General features: G+C 72.1%; 22 protein-coding genes and 1 pseudogene. 11 read left to right on the top strand and 12 right to left on the bottom strand.

Features of this window, described 5'->3' with window-relative positions; genetic code table 11:
- Positions 1-880, top strand: an 880-nt coding sequence (locus BG482_RS19440; RefSeq protein WP_141746642.1) for a DUF4139 domain-containing protein, incomplete at its 5' end; no start/stop codon positions are given.
- A gap of 8 nt (positions 881-888) precedes the next feature.
- On the top strand, positions 889-2,448 hold the full coding sequence (locus BG482_RS19435; RefSeq protein WP_069770340.1) for a mucoidy inhibitor MuiA family protein: 1,560 nt from the start codon (positions 889-891) through the stop codon (positions 2,446-2,448).
- Positions 2,449-2,551: 103 nt separating this feature from the next.
- Here the strand turns inward: BG482_RS19435 and BG482_RS19430 are convergent, their stop codons facing one another.
- The 4 genes from BG482_RS19430 to BG482_RS19415 all read right to left on the bottom strand — a co-directional run bounded on the left by BG482_RS19430 (position 2,552) and on the right by BG482_RS19415 (position 9,149).
- The gene (locus BG482_RS19430; RefSeq protein WP_069770339.1) at positions 2,552-4,582 is read right to left on the bottom strand and encodes a PQQ-dependent sugar dehydrogenase; all 2,031 of its coding nucleotides are present in this window, start codon (positions 4,580-4,582) and stop codon (positions 2,552-2,554) included.
- A gap of 12 nt (positions 4,583-4,594) precedes the next feature.
- Positions 4,595-6,880 carry an alpha-galactosidase gene (locus BG482_RS45815; RefSeq protein WP_069770338.1) on the bottom strand — a complete coding sequence of 762 codons (2,286 nt, stop codon included), beginning with the start codon at positions 6,878-6,880 and terminating at the stop codon, positions 4,595-4,597.
- Positions 6,881-7,003: 123 nt separating this feature from the next.
- The gene (locus BG482_RS19420; protein WP_069770337.1) at positions 7,004-7,792 is read right to left on the bottom strand and encodes a Tat pathway signal sequence domain protein; all 789 of its coding nucleotides are present in this window, start codon (positions 7,790-7,792) and stop codon (positions 7,004-7,006) included.
- A gap of 148 nt (positions 7,793-7,940) precedes the next feature.
- Positions 7,941-9,149 carry a glycoside hydrolase family 105 protein gene (locus BG482_RS19415; RefSeq protein ID WP_069770336.1) on the bottom strand — a complete coding sequence of 403 codons (1,209 nt, stop codon included), beginning with the start codon at positions 9,147-9,149 and terminating at the stop codon, positions 7,941-7,943.
- A 368-nt stretch (positions 9,150-9,517) separates the two neighbouring features.
- On the opposite strand from BG482_RS19415, the gene BG482_RS19410 reads away from it, so the two are divergent.
- Positions 9,518-10,237 (top strand): glycoside hydrolase family 75 protein, encoded by a 720-nt coding sequence (locus BG482_RS19410; protein WP_069770335.1) that lies wholly within the window; start codon positions 9,518-9,520, stop codon positions 10,235-10,237.
- An 85-nt stretch (positions 10,238-10,322) separates the two neighbouring features.
- Here the strand turns inward: BG482_RS19410 and BG482_RS19405 are convergent, their stop codons facing one another.
- The 5 genes and pseudogenes from BG482_RS19405 to BG482_RS19385 form a co-directional block, all read right to left on the bottom strand.
- Complete coding sequence (locus BG482_RS19405; protein WP_069770353.1) at positions 10,323-10,658, bottom strand: YnfA family protein; 336 nt, start codon at positions 10,656-10,658, stop codon at positions 10,323-10,325.
- A 103-nt stretch (positions 10,659-10,761) separates the two neighbouring features.
- Positions 10,762-10,839 (bottom strand): annotated as a pseudogene (locus tag BG482_RS41195) (ArsR/SmtB family transcription factor); the annotation flags it as partial.
- A gap of 291 nt (positions 10,840-11,130) precedes the next feature.
- Positions 11,131-11,556, bottom strand: coding sequence for a DUF6003 family protein (locus tag BG482_RS19395; RefSeq protein ID WP_069770333.1), 426 nt, complete (start codon positions 11,554-11,556; stop codon positions 11,131-11,133).
- Positions 11,557-11,632: 76 nt separating this feature from the next.
- Positions 11,633-11,950 carry an alpha/beta hydrolase gene (locus BG482_RS19390; protein ID WP_069770332.1) on the bottom strand — a complete coding sequence of 106 codons (318 nt, stop codon included), beginning with the start codon at positions 11,948-11,950 and terminating at the stop codon, positions 11,633-11,635.
- Complete coding sequence (locus tag BG482_RS19385; protein WP_069770331.1) at positions 11,950-12,534, bottom strand: serine hydrolase domain-containing protein; 585 nt, start codon at positions 12,532-12,534, stop codon at positions 11,950-11,952. Before BG482_RS19385 ends, BG482_RS19390 begins: the two co-directional genes overlap by 1 nt.
- A 191-nt stretch (positions 12,535-12,725) precedes the next feature.
- Here BG482_RS19385 and BG482_RS19380 point away from each other — a divergent pair, with 191 nt between their 5' ends.
- The gene (locus tag BG482_RS19380) at positions 12,726-13,208 is read left to right on the top strand and encodes an SRPBCC family protein (protein WP_069770330.1); all 483 of its coding nucleotides are present in this window, start codon (positions 12,726-12,728) and stop codon (positions 13,206-13,208) included.
- 240 nt (positions 13,209-13,448) lie between these two features.
- The gene (locus BG482_RS19375) at positions 13,449-14,633 is read left to right on the top strand and encodes a spore photoproduct lyase family protein (RefSeq protein ID WP_069770329.1); all 1,185 of its coding nucleotides are present in this window, start codon (positions 13,449-13,451) and stop codon (positions 14,631-14,633) included.
- Positions 14,634-14,736: 103 nt separating this feature from the next.
- On the opposite strand, the gene BG482_RS19370 is transcribed toward BG482_RS19375, so the two are convergent.
- Both BG482_RS19370 and BG482_RS19365 read right to left on the bottom strand, forming a co-directional pair.
- On the bottom strand, positions 14,737-15,132 hold the full coding sequence (locus BG482_RS19370; RefSeq protein WP_107450638.1) for a DUF2267 domain-containing protein: 396 nt from the start codon (positions 15,130-15,132) through the stop codon (positions 14,737-14,739).
- Between the two features lie 157 nt (positions 15,133-15,289).
- Positions 15,290-15,724 (bottom strand): Hsp20/alpha crystallin family protein, encoded by a 435-nt coding sequence (locus BG482_RS19365; RefSeq protein ID WP_069770327.1) that lies wholly within the window; start codon positions 15,722-15,724, stop codon positions 15,290-15,292.
- 147 nt (positions 15,725-15,871) lie between these two features.
- On the opposite strand from BG482_RS19365, the gene BG482_RS19360 reads away from it, so the two are divergent.
- The 6 genes from BG482_RS19360 to BG482_RS19335 all read left to right on the top strand — a co-directional run bounded on the left by BG482_RS19360 (position 15,872) and on the right by BG482_RS19335 (position 22,718).
- Complete coding sequence (locus BG482_RS19360; protein ID WP_069770326.1) at positions 15,872-16,573, top strand: type III effector protein; 702 nt, start codon at positions 15,872-15,874, stop codon at positions 16,571-16,573.
- 167 nt (positions 16,574-16,740) lie between these two features.
- Positions 16,741-17,601 (top strand): oxygenase MpaB family protein, encoded by an 861-nt coding sequence (locus tag BG482_RS19355; protein WP_069770325.1) that lies wholly within the window; start codon positions 16,741-16,743, stop codon positions 17,599-17,601.
- Positions 17,602-17,788: 187 nt separating this feature from the next.
- Entirely contained in the window at positions 17,789-18,592 is an 804-nt protein-coding gene (gene ppk2 / locus BG482_RS19350) for a polyphosphate kinase 2 (RefSeq protein WP_069770324.1), read from the top strand.
- A gap of 70 nt (positions 18,593-18,662) precedes the next feature.
- A complete protein-coding gene (locus BG482_RS19345; RefSeq protein WP_069770323.1) occupies positions 18,663-19,793 on the top strand; it encodes a sulfite oxidase in 1,131 nt (376 codons plus the stop codon).
- Between the two features lie 198 nt (positions 19,794-19,991).
- Positions 19,992-21,431, top strand: coding sequence for an FAD-binding oxidoreductase (locus BG482_RS19340; RefSeq protein WP_069770352.1), 1,440 nt, complete (start codon positions 19,992-19,994; stop codon positions 21,429-21,431).
- Between the two features lie 105 nt (positions 21,432-21,536).
- Positions 21,537-22,718 carry a pyridoxal phosphate-dependent aminotransferase gene (locus tag BG482_RS19335; RefSeq protein WP_069770322.1) on the top strand — a complete coding sequence of 394 codons (1,182 nt, stop codon included), beginning with the start codon at positions 21,537-21,539 and terminating at the stop codon, positions 22,716-22,718.
- Between the two features lie 9 nt (positions 22,719-22,727).
- Here the strand turns inward: BG482_RS19335 and BG482_RS19330 are convergent, their stop codons facing one another.
- Positions 22,728-23,324 carry a TetR/AcrR family transcriptional regulator gene (locus BG482_RS19330; protein WP_069770321.1) on the bottom strand — a complete coding sequence of 199 codons (597 nt, stop codon included), beginning with the start codon at positions 23,322-23,324 and terminating at the stop codon, positions 22,728-22,730.
- Positions 23,325-23,412: the final 88 nt, after the last annotated feature.

The following is a 23,412-nucleotide window of genomic DNA, read 5'->3' as shown; positions in this document are numbered from 1 at the left end:
CGGCTCGGCCGCCCCGAAGCGCGCGGCGCCGCCGGCGGTCGGTCCGCCGCAGCCGAGCGGCGCCGAGCTCGACTACCCGGCGCTCGTCCTGAGCGGCCCCGACGAACAGGGAGGGCGCCGCGGCCGGCTGTTCCCCGACGCTCCCTACGACCCGGTGGCGGCCGAGTACCGCCGCCGCGCCGAGGCCGTGGCCGCGCTGCCGCTTCCCGGCCACGCAGTGCCGCCCCGCGTGTCGGCCGGTTCCTTCGACCACCGCTTCGACGCCGTCGCCCGCGCCGACATCCCCTCGGACGGCGCCTGGCACACCGTCACCGTCGGCGAGATCCCGGTCGCACTGCGCACCGAGTACCTGTGCGTGCCGTCCGTGGAACAGACGGTGTACGGGACGCTGGTGCTCTCCCACTCCACCGACCAGGCGTTGCTGGCCGGTCCGGTGGAGGTCGTCGTCGGAGACGACTTCCTGCTGACCGCCGCCCTGCCCACGCTCGCCCCGGGCGGTGTGTGCCGGGTGGGGCTCGGCCCGGCCGAGGGCGTCCGGGTCACCCGTCGCACCACGATGCACGAGTCGACGTCGGGGCTGCGCAACTCCACCACGGTGCTCGATCACCGCGTCCATGTGGAGCTGGCCAACCGCCTTGCCGGGCCGGTCACCGTGGAGGTCCGCGAGCGGGTCCCGGTCACCTCCGACGGGGACGTGCGCATCGAGGAGCGAGCCGACTGGTCGAAGCCCCGCGACGACGCCGACCCGGAGCACCACGTCCCCGGCGCCCGCATCTGGCGGGTGGACCTGCCCGCCGGTGGCGCCACCGCCCTCGACGGCGGCTACGAGATCCGCATCCCGTCCGCCAAGGCCCTGGCCGGCGGCAACCGCAGGAGCTGACACAGCCCATGTCCACGGCACCGGAGCCGATCCCTCTCCCCGTCACCGCCGTCACCTGTCTGGAGGACCGCGCCCACGTAGAACGCAGCGCCGAGCTCGCCCTGGAGGCCGGAGTCCAGCGGCTGCGTCTGGGGCCCGTCAGCGCGCTGGCCGTCGACCGCACGCTGCACGCCGAACTGACCGCCCCGTACGCGGCGACCGTGCTCGACGTGCGGATCGTGCGCAGCTGGCAGCCGCGCGGGCCGCAGCCCTCCGACGAGGACTCGCCCCTGCGCCGCCGGACGAAGGCCCTCGAAGCGGAGCTGAAGGATCTGGGCCGGCGGCGCGACCGGCTGCAGACGCGTCTGGACGTGCTCGGCCGGCTCGCCGCCGACCTCCTGCGGGAGATCGGCGAAGGAGCCGGACACGGGGAGAGCGAGGGGCCCCGCTGGCATCGTGAGCTGGACCGGGTGGACGCCGAACGCGACTCCCACGGCGAGCGACTGCGCGCCGTGGACGCCGAGTCGGCTGCCCGGAACGCCGAACTGGTCGAGATCCAGCGGGCCGTGGAGCTCGCCGAGGAGGAACCGGCCGAGCTGATCGGCCACATCGAACTGACCGTCGAGGCCACGGCCGCCGGTCCGGCCGGGCTGCGGCTGGGCCATCTCACACCGTGTGCGCTGTGGCGGCCCGTCTACCGGGCCGTGCTCGACGGCGACTCCCTGACGTGGGAGACCGACGCGATGGTGTGGCAGCGCACCGGCGAGGACTGGTCGGACGTCCGGTTGACGCTGTCGACGGCGCGCTCGGCACTGGCGACCGAGCCGCCCCGGCTGGGCGAGGACCGGCTGACCCTTCAGGACCGCTCCTCGGCAGAGCGCCGCACGGTCGACGTCGAGCTGCGCGAGGAGGACGTCGCCGAGCTCGGGCCGGCCCCCGTGCTCGGCCTGCCCGGGGTGGACGACGGTGGCGAGGTCCGGGTGCTGAGCGCCCCCGCAGCGGTGTCCGTGCCGGCCGACGGGCGTGCCCACCGGGTGCCGGTGTCCGTCTTCACCACGACCGCCGGGATCGAGCACGCCTGTGCGCCCGAGCTGTCGCCGCTGGTCACCGAGGTGGTGCGGTTCGACAACCTGTCGGGGCACGCGCTCCTCGCCGGTCCCGTCGACCTGGTCCGCCGCAGCGGGTTCAGCGGCCGCGGCGCGCTGGACTTCACCGCCCCGGGCGCCGCCGCGGAACTCGCGTACGGCAGCCGCGACGACCACCGGGTCACCCGGCAGACCGAGGAGACCCGCGACACCTCCGCGATCACCCAACGCACCCTGGTCACCCGCACGGTGCGGATCCACCTGTCCCGGTTCTCCACCCCCGGCGAACACGGCGACCAGACGGTCGTCCTGCGCGAGCGGATCCCGGTCTCCGAGGTCTCGGCGGTGCAGACACGTGTGCGGGAGGACGCCTGCTCCCCCGTCCCCGACGCGGTCGACGCCGACGGCATCGCCCGCTGGAACCTCGTCCTGCCTCCCGGGGGCCGGCGCACGGTCACTCTGGTCTACGAGCTGTCGGCGAGCGCCAAGGTCACCGGGCTGTGATCCCGTCGGGCCGGTGCCGCGTCCGCGTGAGGCGGATGCGGCGCCGGCCCGCCGGGTGCGCGGGTCGACGGCTTCGCGCTTGTCGACGGCGTGGCGGGCGGCCTCAGTTGCCGATGGTCACCCGGAAGATCTTGTCCGATCCGTCCGCCGCTCCCCCGTTGTTGTCGCAGTTGGTCGTCGACAGCCACAGCTGGTCGGCTCCCGGAACCTTGGTCACGGTCCGCAGGCGGCCGTAGGAGCCGACGTAGTACGCCGTCGCCGTGCCGACAGTCTCCGTGTCGCCGTTGATCGGGATGCGCCACAGCCGCTCGCCGCGCAGGGACGCCATGTAGACGGTGTTGCGGACGATGGCGATGCCGCTCGGCGAGGCCTCGGCGACGTTCCAGGTCTTCTTGGGGTTGGTCATGCCGGAAACGTCACAGGCGCCTTCACAGGTCGGCCAGCCGTAGTTGGCGCCCGGCTTGATCAGGTTGAGCTCGTCCTTGGAGCTGTTGCCGAACTCCGCTTCCCACAGCCGTCCGTTGCGGTCGAAGGCGAGGCCCTGCGGATTGCGGTGGCCGTAGCTGTAGACGTAGGTGCCGAACGGGTTGCCGGGGGCGGCCTTGCCGTCCGTCGTCATGCGCAGGATCTTGCCGTTCAGGGAGTTCTTGTCCTGAGCCAGGTCGGGGGTCTGGGCTTCGCCGGTCGAGACGTAGAGATAGCCGTCAGGACCGAAGGCCAGCCGTCCGCCGTTGTGGTAGCGGTTCTTCTTGATGCCCTGGAGGAGAACCGTGTAGCCGGTCAGCGAGTCGCCGTCGTACCTCATGCGGACGACCCGGTTGCCCTCGGCCGCGGTGTGCATGAAGTAGACGTAGTGGTCGGAGGCCCACTTGGGGTCGACGGCGACGCCGAGCAGTCCGCCCTCGCCGTTGGTGGTGACGACGTTCGGCACCGTGCCCACCTGGGTCCTGGCCCCGTCCTTGGTCGCCTTCCAGACCCGGAAGTCGTCCCGTTCGGTCACCAGCGCGCTCTGTCCGTCGGGCATCCAGTAGATGCCCCAGGGGATCGTCCAGCCGCTGGAGACGGTGGCGATCGAGGACGGCACCCCGCCGTCGGCCGCACACGCCTTCGTTCTGAAGGCGACCGTGTTGCCGGGCGGGGACACGTTGCCGGCGGCGTCCCTGGCCACCACGTTCAGGGTGTACGGACTGTCGCAGGCGAGCCCGCTGAGCGTGGTGGACGTGCCGGTGACCGTCTTGTAGACGGTGTCGCCGCTGCGTACGTCGTAGCCGGTGACACCCCTGTCGTCGGTCGACGCGCCCCACTTCAGCTCCGCGCTGTCCGCCGTGACGGCCGTGGCGCTGAAGGTTCCCGGCGCGGTGGGCGCCGTCGTGTCGGAGCTGGGCGCGGTCGTGCAGTCGACCACCGGACTGGCCTGAGAGGTGTTGCCGGCCGCGTCCCGCGCGATGACGGTCAGGTCGTAGACGGTGTCGGGACGCAGCCCTGTGAGCGCCTTCGAGGTGGCGTCGCCCGCGGCCTCGCCCAGTTTGTTGCCGTGTTCGTAGAGGTCGTACGCCGTCACGCCCACGTTGTCGGTCGAGGCGCCCCAGGACAGCGTGAGCCGGTCCTCGCCGATCGCCGAGCAGTTCGGCTGTCCCGGCCGGGTGGGCGCCTGACCGTCGGCGGCCGCTCCGACCCCGATGCGGTCGAGGTTGGGGCCGCCGTTCGCCGTGGTGGCGGTCGCTCGGATCTTGTTGACGCCCGCGGTCAACGGCACGTCGACGGTCTTGCTCGCCCAGGTGTCCCAGTCGGCGGTGGCCGGGAACGAGACGCCCGGGGCGACGACCGTCCCGCCGACGGAGATGTCCATCGGCCGGTCGACGGACGTGCCGTTGGCGTAGCGCAGCGTGACGGACGCGGTCCCCGCGGCGGCGGCGCCGACCGTGAACTCCACGGCGGAGCCCTTGACGTTGGTGAAGTCCACGAACCCGGTGCCGGTGTACCCGGTGTGGTTGGTCGCGACGACGCCCTGGGTGACGACGGCGTCCTCGGCCTGGTAGTCGGTGGCGGCGTGCGCCGCGCCGGGGGCCAGCCCTGCCAGCGGCAGCGCCAGGACCAGGGAGAGGCCCCACGGAAGTGCTCCGATGCGTTTCACGGTTGATTCCCCTCAGCCCGTGTACTGGGCGAAGACCTTCAGGAAGTCGTACGGCTGTTGCGGGACACCGCTGCAGGAGTCGCCGCCGGTCCCGGAGCCGCAGGCCCGGTCGCGGTTGACGGACCAGTAGGTGAGGCGGCCGATGTGGTGTTGCCGGGCGTAGGCGAGCATCGTCCTGAAGTCGGCGACACGGACCCGTTCGCCGCTGTCGTCGGTCCTGCCGTTCATCGAGGAGAGCCCGATGTGGGCGTAGGCGGCGGCGTCGCCGTAGCCGTACGCCGACTTGACCCGGCCCTTGAGACCCTCCATGGCCCGTGTCGTCAGCGTGCCCATGGTCGTGGCGCCGCCGCCGAAGTCGAACGGCATGATGCACCAGACATCGTTCGCCAGGCCGGAGTCGGCGGCCCGTCTGATCATGTCGACGCCGGTGGAGTCCGGACCGGAGGTCGTGGCGCCGAAGGTGATGACGGTCGTCAGTCCGGCGTTGTCCGCCTTGACGATCTTCAGCGCGTCGACGACCCGCTGCCGGACCGTGGCGCTGGACCACTCGGTGTTCTCGATGTCGATGTCGAGGGCCTTGAGCCGGTAGGCGTTGATCACTTTCTGGTAGGCGCCCGCGAGCGCGGCGGCGCTGGAGCATTTCTCGCCGAGCTTCGCGCCGCTCCAGCCGCCGACGGAGACCATGACGTCACCGCCGGCCGCCCGGATCGCGTTGATCTTCGACTGGTCGTCGCCGCCGGTCAGCGGCCGCGAGCCGTCCCACTTCGGGTTGCAGCCTCCGTCGGAGAGGACGAACGCGAGGGTGAACCACCTGACGCCGGTCGCGGACATCACCGAGGCCGGGGCGGGCGGGTCGCCCCAGCCGAGGTACTCGTAGGGGGCGACGGCCATACCGGGCGCGGCGGCCGGCGTCCGTGGAGAGCCGACCGCCTGCTGAGGGCCGACCGCCTGTGAGGAGTCGACCGCCTTCACCCGGATCAGCCGGGTCTCGCCGGGGCGCAGGGTCGCGCTGTAGGAGCCCGCGATCACGCCTTTGTGCGAGCCCGACCACAGGTCGGTGACGTCACCGGAGCCGGTGAAGCCGACCTGCGACCAGTCCACCCGCACCGAAGTGCTCCCGGAAGTCGCGGTGTTGAAGAGCGCCACGACGTACTGGCCGTCCTTCTCCTTCTTGCTCCACACCTGTCCGGCCCCGCTCTTCACGAGGCGTTCGGCGGCCACGCCGTCCTGGTCGACTCCGATCAGCCGGTCGTTGGTCAGCATCGCCTTGTCGACGGGGTCGAGGTGGGTGAGGTCGGTGCCGAGCAGCAGGGGGGAGGCCGCCATCGCCCAGAGGGTGAAGTGCGAGCGTCGCTGGTCGGCGGTGAGGCCCGCCTGGTCGCCGTTGCCGAGCTCCAGCGAGTCCAGGTCGTTCCAGCCGCCCGGTCCCGCGTACCGCTGCCACGACGCGGCCGAGTCGAAGCGGCCGGCCACGTGCGACCAGTCGGTCAGCGGGTAGCCGCTGCCGTTGGCGCCCGATCCGCAGTAGCACTCGACGTCACCCTGGGTGCGCCAACTGTTGGCGAGCTGACGCCAGGTGGAGGCGTTCGCGATCGGCAGGTTGTTGGACAGGGCGTAGGTGATCGGCCGTCCGGTGGCCCGCAGTGCTGTGTCCCAGGCCCGCACGTCCGGGATGTCCGCGCTGCCCACCCCGTCGATCTTCAGATAGTCGACTCCCCAGGAGGCGAACTGCTTCGCCCACGAGTTCACGAACTCCTGCGCACCGGGCTTCCCGTAGTCGATGGAGTACATGTTCTTGCAGTTGTAGTTCTTCTCGGGCTTCGAGGTGTCCGCGATGTCCTTGGCGCGGTACGCGGTCCCCTCGATCGGGGTGTTCCTGGTGACGGCGTTCTTGGCGATGCCGGGTGTGACGTAGAAGCCGAACTTCAGGCCCTTGGAGTGGACGTGGTCGGCCACCGCCTTGATCCCGTCCGGGAACTTGGCCGGGTCCACGCTCCAGCGGCCGTAGGAGTCGACGACGAACCCGTTGTCGTCGCACTTCTGCCAGAAGTCGTCGAGGTTGACGTACACGAAGCCGTGGTCCTTGAGCCCGGTGGCCACCAGGGCGTCGGCCTGTGCCTTGATCTTCGCCTCGGTCGGCGTGCGGCGCACGAAGCTCCAGCTGCTCCAGCCCATGGCGGGGCGCACCGACTGGCCGTTGTCGGAGGCGGGGGCCGGGTGGGCGGCAGCCGGGCGGGCGGCATTCGGACGGGCGGCGGCCGGCAGCGTGACCGCCGAGGCGATCAGCAGCCCGGCCATGGCCACGATCAGAGCTCTGACACGGCTGAATCCCGTGCCGCTCCGGCTCGACGGCGGCAGTCCCGCCCCGGGCCGGGAAACGGGACGGGGTGCACAAGCGGGGGGTTTCATGGGGCCGACTCCTCAACCGAGTTGGTAGCCGCGGAGGTTGGTGAGCAGGAGGTAGGTGTCCTGCAGGGAACCCGAGGTGTCGCCGAGGGAGCGGTAGATCCCCCACTTGGGGCGCACCCGGTCGGCGAGGAAGGTGTCGACCCCGGTCTTCGACGCGTCGACGACCGTCGAGCCGCCGCTCCTGAGGATCCAGCGGACCGATCCCGCCGAGCCGTTGCCGACCTTGATCTGGAAGTCGACGTCGGTCCATGTGTCGTGCAACGGGTCCAGGGCGGTGCGGCCGACGAGGATGTCGTCGACGGCGAGCTTCAGTTCGATGGTCTGCTTGCCGTTCACGCGCCGCAGCGACTGCACGACGATCGGAGAGGTGCCGTTGCCGGGCTGTTTCATCTGCATGATGTGCGTGAAGGTCGTGGTCGCCTTCAGCGAGCCGGGGATGTACATCGAGTAGGTGACCCGCCAGGTCTGGCCCGGCGTCCATTTGAGGTAGTCGCCGCCGCTGCCGTTGCGCAGTCCGGTGACCTCCTGGCGCTGGCGGTCGGTCGAGGTGTCCCGGTCGGCCATGTGCATGTTGAAGCGCCAGTTGTTCCCGGTGGCGAAGATGTGGGGGCTGCCCGACGGGTGGGAGTTCGCGCGGTCGTCCTCGACGGTCTCGAAGGCGCCGAGGCCGTCGCGGCTCGCCGACGGCGCCCATTTCTGCTGCCAGGACGCGGCGTGCGCGATGCCGGGCAGGCCGGCGACCGTGGTCGCCGCGGCGCCGCCGAGCGCCGCGCCGAGCAGGGTCCTGCGGGATGTGCTCATGGCTGACTCACCTCGTTCTGCAGGGGGTTGCCGCGCTCCCGGCGGGTGGACGGACGGCGGGGGCGCGGGTGGGACGAGCGATCGGGGCTCGGGGAGACGGGCGATCGGGGCATGGTGGGGGACGAGCCGTGGGGCGCGGGCTGCCGGGTCATCCGTTCCCGGGCCGCCTCACGGCCCTGAGCTGCTCGTTCATGATCAGGAAGGCCCCGAGGCCGTGGAAGTCGTTGGTCTGCCGGGGGCGTGCGACGTAGAAGGCGTAGTCGCCGACGTTGGTGCCGACGGAGATGTCGGTGAGGACGGTGCGGCCCTCGGCGTCGAGCGAGATCCTGGCGAGGACGCCCTCGTAGCCGCGCCGCGCGACGGACTGGTAGTGGGCGTCGATGTATCCCTGCTGCGCGCCGCGCGAGAGGGCGTAGGCGAACATGCTGGAGCAGGACGTCTCGGTCCAGTCGTCGCTGCGGGCGCCCTTGTCGATCACCTGGAACCAGCGCCCGCTCGCCGGGTCCTGGTAGTGCTCCAGGGCAGCGGCCAGACGACCGAGGACGCCGAGGAGCCGGGGACGGCGGGCGTGGCGTGCGGGGAGCGCGTCGAGCACGTCGACGATCGCCATCGCGTACCACCCGACCGCCCTGCACCAGGACTCGGGGGCGAGCCCGGTCGCCGGATCGGCCCAGCTCGCCGTCTTCGACTCGTCATAGGCGTGCCGCAGCAGCCCGTTCGGCAGCTGTAGATGGCGTCCGTACACGGAGAGCTGTTCGGCCGCCTCGTCGTTCACGTGCGCCGAGTCGCCGAACTCCCTGCCGTACTCGACCAGGAAGGGGTTCACCATGTACACCCCGTCCGACCAGAGCTGGTGGGCCCGGCTGCTGGTGTCGGCGTGCCAGAAGCCGCCGTCGGAGGTGCGCGGGTAACTGCTCAGCCGGTCGCGGATCTTCTCGGCCGCCTTGCGGTAGCGGTCCTGGCCGGTCTCGTGGTGCAGGATCACCAGCAGCCGGCCGGCCTGCATGCTGTCGAGGCTGTCGAATTTCTGGTCGATGGTGCCGTCGTCGCGCACGAAGCGGTCGACATAGCTCTTGATGTACGACAGGTAGCGCGGCTCGTGAGTGCGGCGGTAGGTGAGGTACTGGCCGTAGAGATACAGGCCGACGGGGTACGACCAGCCGCCGATGGCGCTCGGTGTGAACCGGGCCTTGGTCGAGTCGACCATGGCCACGGACCAGTCGGTGGCGGCGGCCGTGCGCGGGGTCGACGCGAGGTGCGGGTGGTGCCGGACGGCCGGCGGGGCCGCCGCCGAGATCGTGAGCAGACCCGCGGCGGCGAGCGCTCCCGCCGCCGAGAGGGCCCGGAGACGTCTCATGATGTCCCCGCCCCCAGAGCCCTGTCATCCGATGTTTCCTGAACACCCCGTTCCGATTGGTGGGTTCCTAAAGGCTGCTCGCTCATGAGGCGTTCTCACTTTCCGGGACTGAGGGCGCGCGGAGTGCAGAGAAGACCCCGGGCGGGCACCGGACGTTCACATCCATGCATCAGATTCATGCAGTGGGTTGGTGGCGTGGAACAGAGTCCCGGCCGAACTCGACCGGGTCAATGGTCCGGACCGATAAGGTCGGATCCATTTCCGGCCAATCCCCAATCGCCGCAAGGGGCTTGACGACGCCGACAGGAAGGGGCCACGTTGTACGGCACCCCGTAAGGAAACTTTCCTAACAGAAGGGTTCCCCCACAGTGCGCTCTCGAACACTGACCCTCACCGCGGCCGTCGGCGCCGCCCTCCTCGCCGGCGCCGCCCTCCCGGCGAACGCGTCCGGACTCACCGCCGGCTCCGGCCGGGGCGCCGCCGCCCCCGCCTCGGCGCAGGAGGGCTCGGTCAGCGCGGCCGCCCTGCTGGCCAAGGTGACGTCCTGCTCGCAGATATCGAACGGCAAGTACAAGACCGACGACGAGACTTCGGCCACCGTCCCGGTGTGCGGCAAGAACGGCGCGGTCTTCTGGAAGGCCGACATGGACGTCGACTGCGACGGCCAGCGGACGTCCAAGTGCAGCGAGTCCACCGACCCCTGGTACCAGGACGACACGGCGTTCCATCAGTCGGACGGCAAGCCCCTGCGCGCCGACACCCTGCCCTACGTCGTCGTGCCCAGTTCCAGCTCGATCTGGAACTACGGCTCCGCCGGCATCAAGGGCGGCGGGGTCGTCGCCGTCATCTACCAGAACAAGGTGGAGTACGCCGTCGTCGGCGACACCGGGCCCACGAAGATCATCGGTGAGGCGTCGTACGCGACGGCCAAGGCGCTCGGCATCGACCCGGATCCGGAGAACGGCGGCACCGACTCCGGCGTCACCTACATCCTGTTCAAGAACTCCAAGGCGTCCCCCATCGAGAGCCACAGCGCGGCGGTGACCCTGGGCGACCAGCTGGCCCAGACATTCATCCGCAACAACTAGCGGGCCCTGATCGCGTCCCGGACGGGACGGACCGCCTCGGCTCCCTTGCCCGCCGGGTCCTCCTGGGCCCGGTCGGTGCCGGGTCTCAGCGGCTGCGGGGCGCGTACATGATGACAGCCATACCGGCGAGGCAGATCAGAGCGCCGATCACGTCCCAGCGGTCCGGACGGTAACCGTCGGCGATCACGCCCCAGGCGATCGAGCCCGCGACGAAGATCCCGCCGTAGGCGGCGAGGACGCGTCCGAAGTCGTCGTCGGACTGAAGGGTGGCGACGGCTCCGTAGAGCCCCAGGGCGATCACTCCGGCGCCGATCCATACCCAGCCCCTGTGCTCACGGATGCCCTGCCACACCAGCCAGGCCCCGCCGATCTCGAACAGGGCTGCGACGACGAACAGGGCGAGGGAACGCGCGACGGTCATGGTCGCCGAGGCTACCGGCCGAGTCCGGTCGCCCACCGAACCGGGCTCCGGGGCTCCGGGGCCGCGTCCGTCGGGACCGGGGCGGCCGCGGCAGCCCATGGCACGAGGTGAGCAGCCCGGCCTCCCTGAGCTTCTTCAGGTGATGGGAGACGGTCGGCTGGGAGACCCCGACGTCGAGAACGGCACCACCTGTCGCTACGCCGTCCAGGACAAAGTCCGGCTCCCAGGGTCCCGGCCGGAACCCTGGGAGGTGTACGTGGTCAAGGCCGACGCGGACTCGCCTACCCGCGGCCAGGACAGCACCTGCTGCGCCGGACCGGCCGAGGACGGGGCCGGCCCCGGCTCGAAGGACGCGTCCGACGTGAGCCGTTGCTGCTGATGCCCCGCCGCCGGCGGTGACAGCCGCCGTCCTCCGCGCGTCGACGTCATGGCGCGGACGTCATGACGCCTCGGCGTCATGGGCGCCTCGGCGTCACCGGTCGGCGGCCGCCGTCACCGCCGTGGGATCCACGCCGGCCAGTTCCACGACGCGGTGCGGCGGGACGCCGGCGGCGAGTGCCCGCTCGATCAGACCGTCCCTGCCGTCGGCGCAGTCCCGGTACGCGAGGAGCTCCTCCTCCACGTCCGCGTGCGCCGCCGGGGCCGTCTGACGGCGCACGCGGGACAGCTCCTCCTCGCTCAGCGGGACCGGCAGCCGTTCCGCTCCCTCCGGGACGGCCCCCCGCTCCTCCGGCGGCAGGAGGCGCAGGAGAGGGGACGACGCCGAGCTTCCCTGAGCGGCCAGCCACGCCTGCACGGCGGGAGTGTCCATGCACGCGAGTTCGCCGACGGCGGCCGGGGAGACGCCGAGCGCCGTGGCCGCGTCGTCGAGCAGGAACAGGTAGGCCTCGTCGGTCATGCTCACTCCTTCTCCGTGGGAGCGGCCGCGTAGGGCGTGCGGCCGGTCGACGTCCCTTTACCCCGCCGACGCGGAATTACCGTCCGGACCGCGACCCCGAACAGGTGACGTCCTCGGACGGCAGCCTTCCTGTGCGCAGGTAGGCGTTGACGGTGCTGTCGGCGCAGTCGTCGCCGTACGCGCCGTAGATGCCGTGCCGGTCGGATCCGGTGACGGTGACCAGTCGCGAGCTGGGCCAGGCATCGTGCATCGCACTCGCGCCGGCGTAGATGGTGCGGGGGTCGCCCACGGCGTTGACCATCAGCGCGGGCAAGTCGCGCCGCACGGCGGTGGGGCGTTCTCGGGGCCGGTCCCAGAAGGCGCACCGGGTGATGTCGTTGGTGAACGGCCCCATCAGCCCCGGTCGATCAGCTCGCGCGGGGTGAAACGGCGGTGGCGCAGCCGCTCGGGGTGCTCCCACTCCGGAGCGTCGAGGTAGTCGGGCAGCCCGCTGGTGTGCTGGAGCAGCCGCCGCACGGTGATCTTCCGGCCGTCGTAGCCGTTGCTCGCGATCAGCCCGGGCAGATAGCGGGCCACGGGCGCGTCCAGGTCGATGCGGTGCTCGGCGGCGAGCTGGAGGACGACCGTCGCGGTGAACGTCTTGGTGACGCTGCCGGCGCGGAACCGGTCCTGGGCGTTCATGGGGCGGCCGGTGGCGAGATCGGCTGTTCCGGCCGCGTCGTTCCAGCGGCCGCAGACCGGATCGGTGACCTCGACGGCGGCCCCTGCGAGGGCGTCGTCCTCGGTCAGGGTGCGCAGTGTCCGGTGCAGGGCGGTGTGCGAGCCGCAGCTCGGTAAGTGCGTTCCCGAGGCTGACGAGCGCGGGGCGGGGTCGGGCCTGGCCGAGGCCGGGACGGGGGCGACGGCCGCCGCCAGCGCCACGGCGGCGGCCAGGACGGCCGTCGCCGTCGCCGTACGCGGGTGATTCATGAGTCCCATGCGGTGTGACGCTAGGGGTCCCGGGCCCGCGGCTCACTCCTGCCAGCCCCCTCTTGTGAGTGGTGCCGGCACCACCTCGGCTCGTCCGGGTTTCCCCCGGCGGGGACGGACGGGTCCGCTGTGTCCCGGTTGGTCTTCGCCGGGCCGGGCACTTGGCAGGGGACCGAGTCCCGGTGTCCTGGAGGTGTGGTGTGGCGGTACGGCATCGTCTGATCAAGGTGAGTCCGCAGACCGTGTGGGCCGTCCTCTCGGACGGCAGTCGCTACGCGGACTGGGTGGTGGGTACGTCGTCCTCCGAACCGGTGTGGGGGCAGTGGCCGCAGGTCGGCGCGGCGATCGGCTATGAGGTGCGCTTCGGCCCGCTCCGGCTGACCAACGAGACCGTCGTCCGGCATTGCGAGGAGGGCTCGGAGCTGGAGCTGGAGGCGCACGCGGGCGTGCTGGGCACCGCGCGGATCGCCATCGAGCTGCGCCCCTGGGGCGAACACTGCCTGGTGATCGTCGACGAACACCCGTTGCAGGGTGCGGGCGGGCGGTTCCACAACGCCGGCGCCGAGGCCCTGATCCAGCTGCGGCACCGCGCGATGCTGGCCCGGCTCGCCCGGGTCTGCGAGGAGCAGGACCGTTCCGAGCGGTCGGAACGCTTCCGGCAACGCAGCGTGGCCGCCCGCTGACACGTTCTGACGCGTCCTGACGCCCTGACGCGCTCGGCTCGTCCGCGAACCGCGGCCGCCCCGGCCGGCCCGCCATGGTCGGGGTGTGTGGGGCGTGTGGGGCGTGTGGGGCGTGTGGGGCGTGTGGGGCGTGTGGGGCGTGTGGCGGACCGTACAGTGGGTGGTGCGGTTCATCCGTCTTCGATCCGGTCGGATTCCCTTCGGTCCGGTCAGATTCACGCCGACCCCACCGGAACGTTCATGCATCGTCCGTCCACCGCCGCGGAGCACGACGCCGAGGCCCTGTTCGGGCTCGACGCCCTCGGTCCTGAGCCCGTGCCGGTCCCCCAGGGCCCTGCCCCACCATCCTTCCGCGACTCGGAGACCGCTCGTCGTCTGCTCCCCGTGCGGGAGATCCACGCCGAACCGGCGGCCGCGGCGTCCCCACGCGGACGGCAGATCATCGCCCGTTTCCCCGGGGCGCGGCTGGTGGAGGTCGAGTCCCACTGGGGCATCCCCGGGCTGCACGGCAACGAGGGCAACGTGGAGCGCTGGGTCCGTGTTAAGGGCGAGACGCTCGTCCTCGGGGAGCGGAAGTCGCCGCGCACCCGCCCCAACGGCCGGTCGGCGGACTGGATCGCCCCGGGCGCCTCCAACGGTTGCGCGATGGCCTGCGCGTACTGCTACGTGCCGCGGCGCAAGGGGTACGCCAACCCCGTCACCGTCTTCACCAACATCGACCGCATCGTCGGCCACATCGGTCGGCACATCGCCCGGCAGGGCCCCAAGCCGCAGCCCAACCAGTGCGACCCGCAGGCCTGGGTGTACGACATCGGCGAGAACGGCGACTGCTCGGTGGACGCGCTGATCTGCGACAACACCGCGGATCTGGTGCACGCCTTCCGGCAGTGGCCGACGGCGAAGGCGTCCTTCGCGACCAAGTTCGTCAACCCCGACCTGCTGGTGCTGGACCCACGCGGCCGGACCCGCGTCCGCTTCTCGGTCATGCCCCCGGACGACTCCCGGCTGCTGGACCTGCGGACCTCACCGGTCGCCGAGCGGATCGCCGCTGCCGCCGACTTCCTGGACGCGGGGTACGAGGTGCACTTCAACCTCTCCCCCGTCGTCGTCCGCGCCGGATGGGAGGAGGCGTGGTCGCAACTCCTCGAACATCTCGACGACGTCCTGCCCGACCGGGTGAAGCGGCAGGCCGCCGCCGAGGTGATCATGCTGACGCACAACCGGGAGCTGCACGAGGTCAACCTGGGGTGGCACCCACGGGCCGAGGAGATCCTGTGGCGACCGGACCTGCAGGAGACCAAGCGCTCGGAGAACGGCGCGCTGAACGTCCGCTACGCCGGCGCCGGAAAGGCGCGGGCGGTGGAGCGGCTCCGTGCGCTGGTCGCCGACCGGGCTCCCTGGCTGCGCATCCGGTACGCGTTCTGAGCGAGCCGGAGCGGACGGCCACGGCGAGGGAGAGCGAGGGGGCGGGGAGCCAGGGACGGCAGGGACGTCCTCGCGGCCCCGCCGCGCCGCCCTTCCCCTCGCTTCAGGCCGCCTGGACGAGCTCGGCGCGTCCGAACAACAGGGCGTAGCCGGAGGGGAGTCGGGCGAGGATCCGGCTGAGGAGCTCCTCGCCGGCGAGCTGCGCCACGACGCGGAGGACCGTGCCGGCGTCCCAGCGGGTGGTGGCGGCCGTGCCGCCGGTGCGTGACGCCAGGTCCTTGACGAAGCCCCAGCCCGTGAGGCTCTCCGTGGCGGGGATCTCGGCGGTGAAGGTGCGGGCGGCCTGCTGCGGCAGCCGCGCCGCGAGTTCCACGCGCTCGTCGCCGGAGATCTGCCGTCCGAGGGCGGCCAGTACGGCGTGCACGGACTCCTCGGCCCGGGCACGGGTCGGATACGCGCCCTCGTACCGCACTCTTTCCAGCATCTCTTCGAACGTCATGCCGACAGCGGAGGGGCGTTCCTGCAGCGAGAACATCGGTGACGCGGTTGCCTTTCTCGTCCGGTGCGCGCGCCGGCGGCCGGGGCTCGCCGACCGACCGCCGACGTCGCTCATGGTGAGGGGTGAGGGTGGGGGCGGTGCTGCCTGCGGGATCCGCTCAGCCGCTGATCTCCCGGTGCGCGGAGCCGCCGCCGATGGCGACCTTGCGGGGCTTGGCGCGCTCGGCGATCGGGATCCGCAGGGTGAGCACACCGGCGTCGTAGTCCGCCTGGATGCGCTCGGTGTCCAGGGTGTCGGCCAGCACGACCTGCCGGGAGAAGACGCCCAGGGGCCGCTCGGAGAGCTCCATCTGCACGTCGTCCGCCTTGGTGACGGGCCGACGCTCGGCCTTGACGGTCAGCATGTTCCGTTCGACGTCGACGTCGATCGCGTCCGGCGAGACGCCGGGCAGGTCCAGGGCGATGACGTACTCCTCGCCCTCGCGGTAGGCGTCCATCGGCATCGCCGACGGCCGCGACCAGGTACCGGGCGTGTGCAGGAGCTGCTGGGTGAGGCGGTCGAGCTCACGGAACGGGTCGGTGCGCATCAACATCGGGAGACACCTCCAGTGTTCGGGTCAGGCACGTAGCTGCCAATGCGGTTCACCTGTCATCGTTGTAACATGTCATCGAAGTGATGACAAGTCGAATGTCATCGACACGATGACAAAGCGACGCGATGACAAAGCGCTGGAGGCCCCATGACCGCCGACGATCAGCCCGCCCGCGCCCGCGACCTCACCCCGACGTCGTTCCTGGCCGCCGCGGCGCTCCACACGATCCACGAGGCCCTGCGCACCGCCCGGACGTCGTCGGACGGCGGGCAGCCGGGCGCGGAGCGGCCGGACGCCGCCCCGACCGGCTCGGAGCAGGCGCTCGCCGCGCTGCTGATGCTGCGCGAGGTGCGCGACCAGCTCGCGGCATGGGAACCGGGGCTGATCGAAGAGGCCCGGGAGGCGGGGGCCAGCTGGGCGGACCTCGCCCAGCCGCTCGGCGTCTCCAGCCGGCAGGCCGCCGAACGCCGCTACCTGCGCGTACGCCCCGGAAACCCCGGGTCCACGAGCGAGCAGCGGGTACAGGCCACCCGCGACCGCCGCGCCGCCGACCGCACCGTCACCGCCTGGGCCCGCGCCAACGCGGCGGACCTGCGCGGGCTCGCCGGCCAGATCACCGCGCTCGGCGACCTCCCCGCCGCCGCGCGGACCCCGCTGGTCGAGCTCAGCACCGCTCTCGCCGACGACGACGCCGCGGCCCTCGTCGGCCCCCTGACGGGCACGCGGACCTATCTCGCGTCCGACCACCCCGACCTCGCGGCCCGAGTGGACGACGTAGCCCGCCACGCCGAGGCGCTGCGCCGGCACAGCGGTGACCAGCGCCGGGGCCCCCGGCGGCCGGCCTCCTGAAGGTCGCCTCGCAGGTGGCCGCGCGGTGGGCACGGCCTCTCGGCCGACGCCCTGCACCCGGCCGGAGCCCGAGGCCACCGGCGGGCCGCGCGGCCGCCCGGATCCGGGCGGGCATCACGGACACTGGACAGCATGGGGACCGGACACCAGGAGAGGGGAGGCCGACCGTGCTGACCACCGTCCGCAACCAGTTGGGACAGGCCCTGTTCCAGCGCGTCGCCGGACCCGACGGGCCGGCGAACCGCGCCCGCATCCATGAGACCCCGGGCCCGCGGTGGTTCGGACCGGACCGCCCTGTCCGCATCGTCCACGGCGACGCCTCGATGTTCATCGGAGGTCTGAGCGCGCTGCTGCTGCAGTCCCTGCATCCGCTGGCCATGGCGGCGGTCGCGGGGCACTCCGGTTTCAGGGGCGACCCGTGGGGGCGGCTCCAGCGCACCAGCACCTTCCTGGCCGTGACCACGTACGGCACCGCCGACGACGCGCAGCGCGCGGTCGACCACGTCCGCGCCATCCACGACCGGATCCGCGGGACGACGGCCGAGGGCGTGCCGTACCACGCGGCCGATCCCCGTCTGCTCGGCTGGGTGCACGCCGCCGAGACGGACAGCTTTCTGCGCGCCCACGAACGCTTCGGAGCCGCTCCGCTGGACGCCGCCGGCTACGACGCCTACGTGGCCGACACCGCGCGGGTCGCCGAGGCGCTGGGAGTGAGCGACCCGCCGCGCGACCGCCGCGAGCTGGCCGAGCGTCTGACCGCGTACCGGCCCGAACTCCGCGCCACGCCCGAGGCGCGGTCCACGGCCCGTTTCCTGCTGCTCCGGCCCCCTGTGCCGATCGCCGTGCGGCCCTTCTACGGCGGGCTGGCCGCGAACGCCGTCGCCCTGCTCCCGCCGTGGGCCCGCGGCATGCTGTGGCTGCCCCGGGTGCCGGTCGTCGAAGGCCTGGCCGTGCGCCCGACCGGGCAGGTCCTGACCCGCGCCATCCGCTGGGTCATGACCCCGCCGGGCCGCGCCCGTCCCTCGTGAGCAACAGGGCGGGCGGTGGGGAGGACGGGGACCGTCCCAGGACACGGCGGAGCGGGGTCGGCTTCCCGGCGCGCGAGGATGCGCGACTCGTCGCCGGTCAGTACGGTGGCGTCCCGGTGTTCGAGCTCGGACAGGGCGGGAACTCCGGAAGTCGGCGGCGTGAGGGTCATCGGACGGTGGAGGCGGCATGGCCGGCAAGAAGGCGGCGACTCTGCCGCGCAAAAGCTACGAGAAGGAACTGCTGCGGCTGCAGACGGAGTTGGTGAAGCTGCAGGAATGGGTGCGGGCGTCGGGCACCCGGATGGTGATCGTGTTCGAGGGGCGGGACGCGGCCGGCAAGGGCGGCACCATCAAGCGGGTCGCCGAGCATCTCAACCCTCGTGTGGCACGGATCGCGGCGCTGCCGAAGCCGACCGAGCGTGAGCGCACCCAGTGGTATTTCCAGCGGTACGTCGAGCACCTGCCGGCGGCCGGGGAGATCGTGCTGTTCGACCGGTCCTGGTACAACCGCGCCGGTGTCGAGCATGTGATGGGCTTCTGCACGAAGGAGGAGCACCAGCTCTTCCTGCGTCAGTGCCCGATCTTCGAGCGCATGCTGGTCGAGGACGGGGTGCTGCTGCGCAAGTACTGGTTCTCGGTGAGCGACACCGAGCAGCAGGACCGCTTCCGGCGCAGGCTGGAGGACCCGCTGCGGCGCTGGAAGCTCTCGCCGATGGACCTGGAGTCGATCACCCATTGGGAGGCGTACTCCCGGGCCAAGGACGAGATGATGGTGCACACCGACGTCTCCGAGGCGCCCTGGCACGTCGTCGAGAGCGACGACAAGCGCCGGGCGCGGCTGAACATGATCGCCCATCTGCTGTCGTCCGTGCCGTACCGCGAGGTGCCGCCGCCCGTGCTGGAACTCCCGGAGCGGCCGTCGTCGACCGGCTACGAGCGCCCGCCGCGGGATCTGCAGACCTACGTCCCCGACCACGCGGCTAGCCTCTGAAGGGCAGGTCGCCGCGGACCGGCGTCGGCCGCCGTGTGCACGGCCCTCCGGTGAGGAGGAGAATCGGGGCATGAGGCGTCGACTCGCCGACGTGAGCGGGCCCGCCCGGCTGGCCGCGGCGGGCGAAGGCCTCGGACAGGACGAGTTGGCGCTGGCCGCGCGCAATCACGCGCTGCCGCTGGAGGCCCTGCGCTACGACGTCACACCGCCCGGTCTGCACTATGTGCTGACCCACTACGACATCCCCGCCGTGCCGGACGACGACTCCTGGCGGCTGACGGTGGGCGGTAGGGTGCGCCGCGCGCTCAGCCTCTCCCCCGCGCGGCTGCGCGCCCGTCCCGCGGTCGTCGTCCGTACGACGATGGAGTGCGCGGGCAACGGCAGGGCCCTGCTGTCGCCGAGGCCGGTGAGTCAGCCGTGGCTGGTCGAGGCGGTGGGCACCGCGGACTGGACCGGGGTGCCGCTGCGTCTGCTCCTCGACGAGGCCGGGGTCGCGTCCGACGCCGTCGACGTCGTGTTCACGGGCGCGGACCACGGCGTGGAGCGCGGTGTCGAGCAGGACTACCGGCGCGCCCTTCCGGTCGGCGTGGCCATGGGCGACGACCCGGAGGTCCTGGTGGCCTACGCGATGAACGGCGCGCCACTGCCGCCGCAGCACGGCAGCCCGCTGCGTCTGGTGGTGCCCGGCTGGTACGGCATGGCGCAGGTGAAGTGGCTGCGGGACGTCGAGGTGGTCGACTCCCCCTTCACGGGTTTCCAGCAGTCCGTCGCCTACCGGCTCAGGCAGACGCCCGAGGAAGCGGGCGAGCCGGTCACCCTGATCGCTCCCCGGGCGCTGCTGATCCCGCCCGGCTTCCCCGACTTCATGTCCCGCACCCGGGTGGTGGAGGCGGGATCGGTCCCGCTGGCGGGACGGGCCTGGTCGGGACGCGCCCCGCTGGCGTCGGTCGAGGTCAGCACGGACGGCGGGGTGACCTGGGACGCGGCCGGACTCGAACCGGACCGCGGCCGGCGCTGGGCGTGGCGCGGCTGGACCTTCGCGTGGTCCGCGACCCCCGGCGCCCATGTCCTGAGCGCCCGTGCCCATGACGGGGCGGGGAACACCCAGCCGCTGGAACAGCCCTGGAACCGGGGCGGGTTCGCCAACAACGTCGTCCAGCGGGTGCCGGTGCTCTGCCTCGGCCCCGCCGACGCCCGGTGACGTTCCGCACCCCCGGAGCGCTCACCGACATGCGGAGGCCGCAGGCCGGACGGACACTGAAGCTGGCGGCGAAGGCCCCGGCCTCGGCCGTCGGCAACAGTCCGAGGTGCGCATGGATGCCCGCGCCGCTCGCCGAGACCCTCCCGGACATCGCGTGGACGTCCGTGCGCGACCACCATCGTCACAGAGGTGTTCGACATGGGCGGCGACAACGGAGCGGCGCTGGAAAGTCTGCGTGAGGCACTGCGGGGGCCGGTCCTCGCGCCCGGGGACGCGGGGTACGACGAGGCCCGCACCGTCTACAACGCGATGATCGACCGGCGTCCGGCCGCCGTGGCCCGGTGTGTGGACGCCGGGGACGTGCGGGCCACGCTGTCCTTCGCGCAGGACACCGGGACGGACCTCGCGGTGCGCGGCGGCGGCCACAGCGGACCGGGACTGTGCCTGATCGACGACGGGATCACGCTGGACCTGTCGCCGATGCGCTGGGTGCGGGTCGACCCGGAGGCCGGGACCGCGCAGGTGGGAGGCGGCAGTCAGCTGGGCGACCTCGACCACGCCGCCCACGCCTTCGGTCTGGCCGTGCCGGCCGGCATCATGTCGACCACCGGCGTCGGCGGTCTGACGCTGGGCGGCGGCCACGGCCATCTGACCCGCAGGCACGGACTGACCATCGACAGCCTGCTGTCGGCCGACGTCGTCCTCGCCGACGGCACGTTCGTCACGGCCTCCGAGAAGGAGCACCCCGATCTCTTCTGGGCGCTGCGGGGCGGCGGCGGCAACTTCGGCGTGGTCACGTCGTTCACGTTCCAGCTGCATCCCGTGGACACGGTGGGCGTCGCGGTGACGCTGTGGCCGGTCGACCGCACCGCGGAGGTGCTGCGCTGGTACCGGGAATTGCTGCCCGCCGCGCCGGACGAACTCAGCGGCTTCTTCGCGGTGCTGGCGGTGCCGCCCGGCCCGCCGTTCCCGGAGCCGATCCACGGGCACAAGATGTGCGCCGTCGTGTGGTGCTACACCGGAGACCTGTCGGCCGGACGGCTGGAGGAGGTGCTCGGCGTGGTGAACGATCCGGCGCCCCCGGCCTTCCACTTCACCGCGCCGATGCCGTACCCGGCGCTCCAGAGCATGTTCGACGAGCTGATCCCCGCGGGACTGCAGTGGTACTGGCGCGGGGACTTCTTCGACTCGATCTCCGACGGGGCGATCGAGGTGCACGGACGGTACGGCGAGGGGCTGCCCACCGACCTGTCGACGATGCACCTGTACCCGGTGGACGGGGCGGCGCACCGGGTCGGGCGCGACGACACGGCCTGGGCCTACCGGGACGCCGTGTGGTCCTGTGTGATCGGGGGGATCGACCCCGACCCGGCCAACGCCGACCTGGTCCGGCAGTGGTGCGTCGACTACTGGGCCGACCTGCACGGGCATTCCATGGGCGGTTCCTACGTCAACTTCCTGGGCGCGCAGGAGACCCCGGAGCGGGTCCGGACCACCTATCGCGGACACTACGACCGGCTGGCCGAGATCAAACGCGCCTACGACCCGGACAACTTCTTCCACGCCAACCAGAACATCCCGCCCGCCGCGGAGGGGAGCGGCCCGCAGGGAGCCGGCGGATCGAACCGGGCCTGGTGACGAACGCTGCGCCCCGCCGTCGATAATCGGCTGAGCCACAGGCCCGAGCCGAAGGAGAACCGTGCGAGAGCGGACGCAGCAGGGAACAGAGCCGGAGGCCGCGGCATGAGCGCCCCACGGATCTCGCAACGGGCCCGAGCCGTCGCTCCGTTCTACGCGATGGAGTTCGGCAAGCAGGCGGCCGCGCTGGAGGCGCAGGGACGTCACGTCGTCAAACTCAGCCTCGGCGAACCCGACTTCGGCGCGCCGCCCGCCGTTCTCAACGCGATGCGCGAGGCCATGGACGGGCGGCCCATGGCCTACACCGAGGCCCTCGGGCTGCCCGCGCTGCGCAGGGCGATCGCCCGGTTCTACGCGGAGCGGCACGAGGTCGAGGTCGATCCGGCCCGGATCGTGATCACCGCGGGGGCGTCGGCCGCACTGGTGCTGACCGCCGCCGCGCTGGTCGATCCCGGCGACGAGGTGCTCATCGGCGATCCGTCGTACCCCTGCAACCGGCAGATCGCGGAGAGCTTCGGCGCCCGGGTCACCCTGGTGCCCGCCACGGCCGAGAGCCGGTTCCAGCTGGACGCCGCTTCGGTGCGGGCGAGTTGGACGGACGACACGCGTGGCATCATGGTCGCCACCCCGTCCAACCCCACGGGCACGTCGGTTCCGGCCGGCGAACTCGCGGCGATCTGCGACTTCGCCCGGGAGCGCGGCGCTTGGCGCCTCGTCGACGAGATCTACCTGGAACTCGCCGACCACGACACACGGGGCCGGCCCCCGCGCAGCGCGCTGTCGTTCGACCCGGACGCCGTCGTCGTCAACAGCTTCTCGAAGTACTTCGGCATGACGGGCTGGCGGCTGGGCTGGTGCGTCGTCCCCGAAGGGCTCGTGCCCGCGATGGAGCGCCTGGCGCAGAACTACTTCCTCTGCGCGTCCGCTCCCGCCCAGCATGCCGCTCTGGCCTGCTTCTCCGCCGAGTCCCTCGCGGTGTGCGAGGGCCGCCGCGCCGAGTTCGCGGAACGCCGGGCGCTGGTCCTCGACGGTCTGGCGCGGATCGGTCTGCCGGTGCCCGTCCCGCCCGACGGCGCCTTCTACGTCTACTTCGACGTCAGCGGCACCGGGCTCACCTCGTGGCAGTTCTGCGAACGAGCCCTGCAGGAGGCGCACGTCGCCCTGACTCCGGGCCGGGACTTCGGCGTGCACTCGGCGCAGACGCACGTCCGCCTCTCGTACGCGGCGTCGGCCGACGAACTGCGCGAGGGGCTGGCCCGGTTGGGCAAGTTCGTGGCCGCGCTGTAGGGCGGCCGGTCAGGGGCGCTCGGACACCGCCGCGTCGAGGAGCGGGCCCAGTTCGTCGGCCACCGTCGTGAGGGCGCGGACGTCGCGCTCGGCGCGGGCGATGAGGATGGCCCCCTCCAGTGCGCTGATCATGAGCGTGGCGAGTGCGCCCGCCCGCTCCTCGGGCACGCCCAGGTCCGTCAGCGCACGGGCAACCGGCGCGGTCCAGGCGGCGAACGCGGCGGCCGTCGCCTCCCGCGTGGAGACGGCGGACTGCGCGCAGTCCACGGTGGCGGCGGCCACCGGGCAGCCTCCCCCGAAGCCGGCGGCCTCGTACTCGTCGGTCCACTGCCGCACCATCGCGGCGAACAGGGCGGCCGGCGTCGGCTCGGACAACGCGGCGAGGAAGCGGGCGACGCGGTTGCCCGCGTACCGGCCCGCCCAGCCCACCGCCTCGTTGACCAGCTGTTCCTTGCCGCCGGGAAAGTAGTGCTGGAGCGAGCCGCGCGGCGCGCCCGCGTGGGCGGCGACCTCGCGCATGCCGGTGGCGGCGACCCCGTCGCGCCGGATCAGCTGGGCGGCGCTGAACACCATCCGCTCGCGCGGTCCCCGCTCGGACACCGCCATCGTCGACCTCCGCCCACCGTTCCGTGACACCTCCGGACCCGGTCCACTCTATGACGGCGGTCATAGAGTGCACTACTATGACCGCCGT

Source organism: Streptomyces sp. LUP30, assembly GCF_001746365.1.
Lineage (GTDB): Bacteria > Actinomycetota > Actinomycetes > Streptomycetales > Streptomycetaceae > Streptomyces.
Note: the sequence above shows the minus strand (reverse complement) of the source record. Positions and strands in the feature narration are given on the sequence as shown.

Coding starts and splice junctions, on each gene's coding strand:
- BG482_RS19390 (WP_069770332.1), bottom strand. CDS start 11,950: ATGGGGCCGTTCACCAACGACATCACCCGGTGCGCCTTCTGGGACCGG.
- BG482_RS19340 (WP_069770352.1), top strand. CDS start 19,992: ATGGGCGGCGACAACGGAGCGGCGCTGGAAAGTCTGCGTGAGGCACTG.
- BG482_RS19370 (WP_107450638.1), bottom strand. CDS start 15,132: ATGACGTTCGAAGAGATGCTGGAAAGAGTGCGGTACGAGGGCGCGTAT.
- BG482_RS45815 (WP_069770338.1), bottom strand. CDS start 6,880: ATGGCCGGGCTGCTGATCGCCTCGGCGGTCACGCTGCCGGCCGCCGCC.
- BG482_RS19345 (WP_069770323.1), top strand. CDS start 18,663: ATGAGGCGTCGACTCGCCGACGTGAGCGGGCCCGCCCGGCTGGCCGCG.
- ppk2 (WP_069770324.1), top strand. CDS start 17,789: ATGGCCGGCAAGAAGGCGGCGACTCTGCCGCGCAAAAGCTACGAGAAG.
- BG482_RS19330 (WP_069770321.1), bottom strand. CDS start 23,324: ATGGCGGTGTCCGAGCGGGGACCGCGCGAGCGGATGGTGTTCAGCGCC.
- BG482_RS19395 (WP_069770333.1), bottom strand. CDS start 11,556: ATGACCGACGAGGCCTACCTGTTCCTGCTCGACGACGCGGCCACGGCG.
- BG482_RS19335 (WP_069770322.1), top strand. CDS start 21,537: ATGAGCGCCCCACGGATCTCGCAACGGGCCCGAGCCGTCGCTCCGTTC.
- BG482_RS19435 (WP_069770340.1), top strand. CDS start 889: ATGTCCACGGCACCGGAGCCGATCCCTCTCCCCGTCACCGCCGTCACC.
- BG482_RS19420 (WP_069770337.1), bottom strand. CDS start 7,792: ATGAGCACATCCCGCAGGACCCTGCTCGGCGCGGCGCTCGGCGGCGCC.
- BG482_RS19365 (WP_069770327.1), bottom strand. CDS start 15,724: ATGTTGATGCGCACCGACCCGTTCCGTGAGCTCGACCGCCTCACCCAG.
- BG482_RS19375 (WP_069770329.1), top strand. CDS start 13,449: ATGCATCGTCCGTCCACCGCCGCGGAGCACGACGCCGAGGCCCTGTTC.
- BG482_RS19385 (WP_069770331.1), bottom strand. CDS start 12,534: ATGGGACTCATGAATCACCCGCGTACGGCGACGGCGACGGCCGTCCTG.
- BG482_RS19405 (WP_069770353.1), bottom strand. CDS start 10,658: ATGACCGTCGCGCGTTCCCTCGCCCTGTTCGTCGTCGCAGCCCTGTTC.
- BG482_RS19360 (WP_069770326.1), top strand. CDS start 15,872: ATGACCGCCGACGATCAGCCCGCCCGCGCCCGCGACCTCACCCCGACG.
- BG482_RS19415 (WP_069770336.1), bottom strand. CDS start 9,149: ATGAGACGTCTCCGGGCCCTCTCGGCGGCGGGAGCGCTCGCCGCCGCG.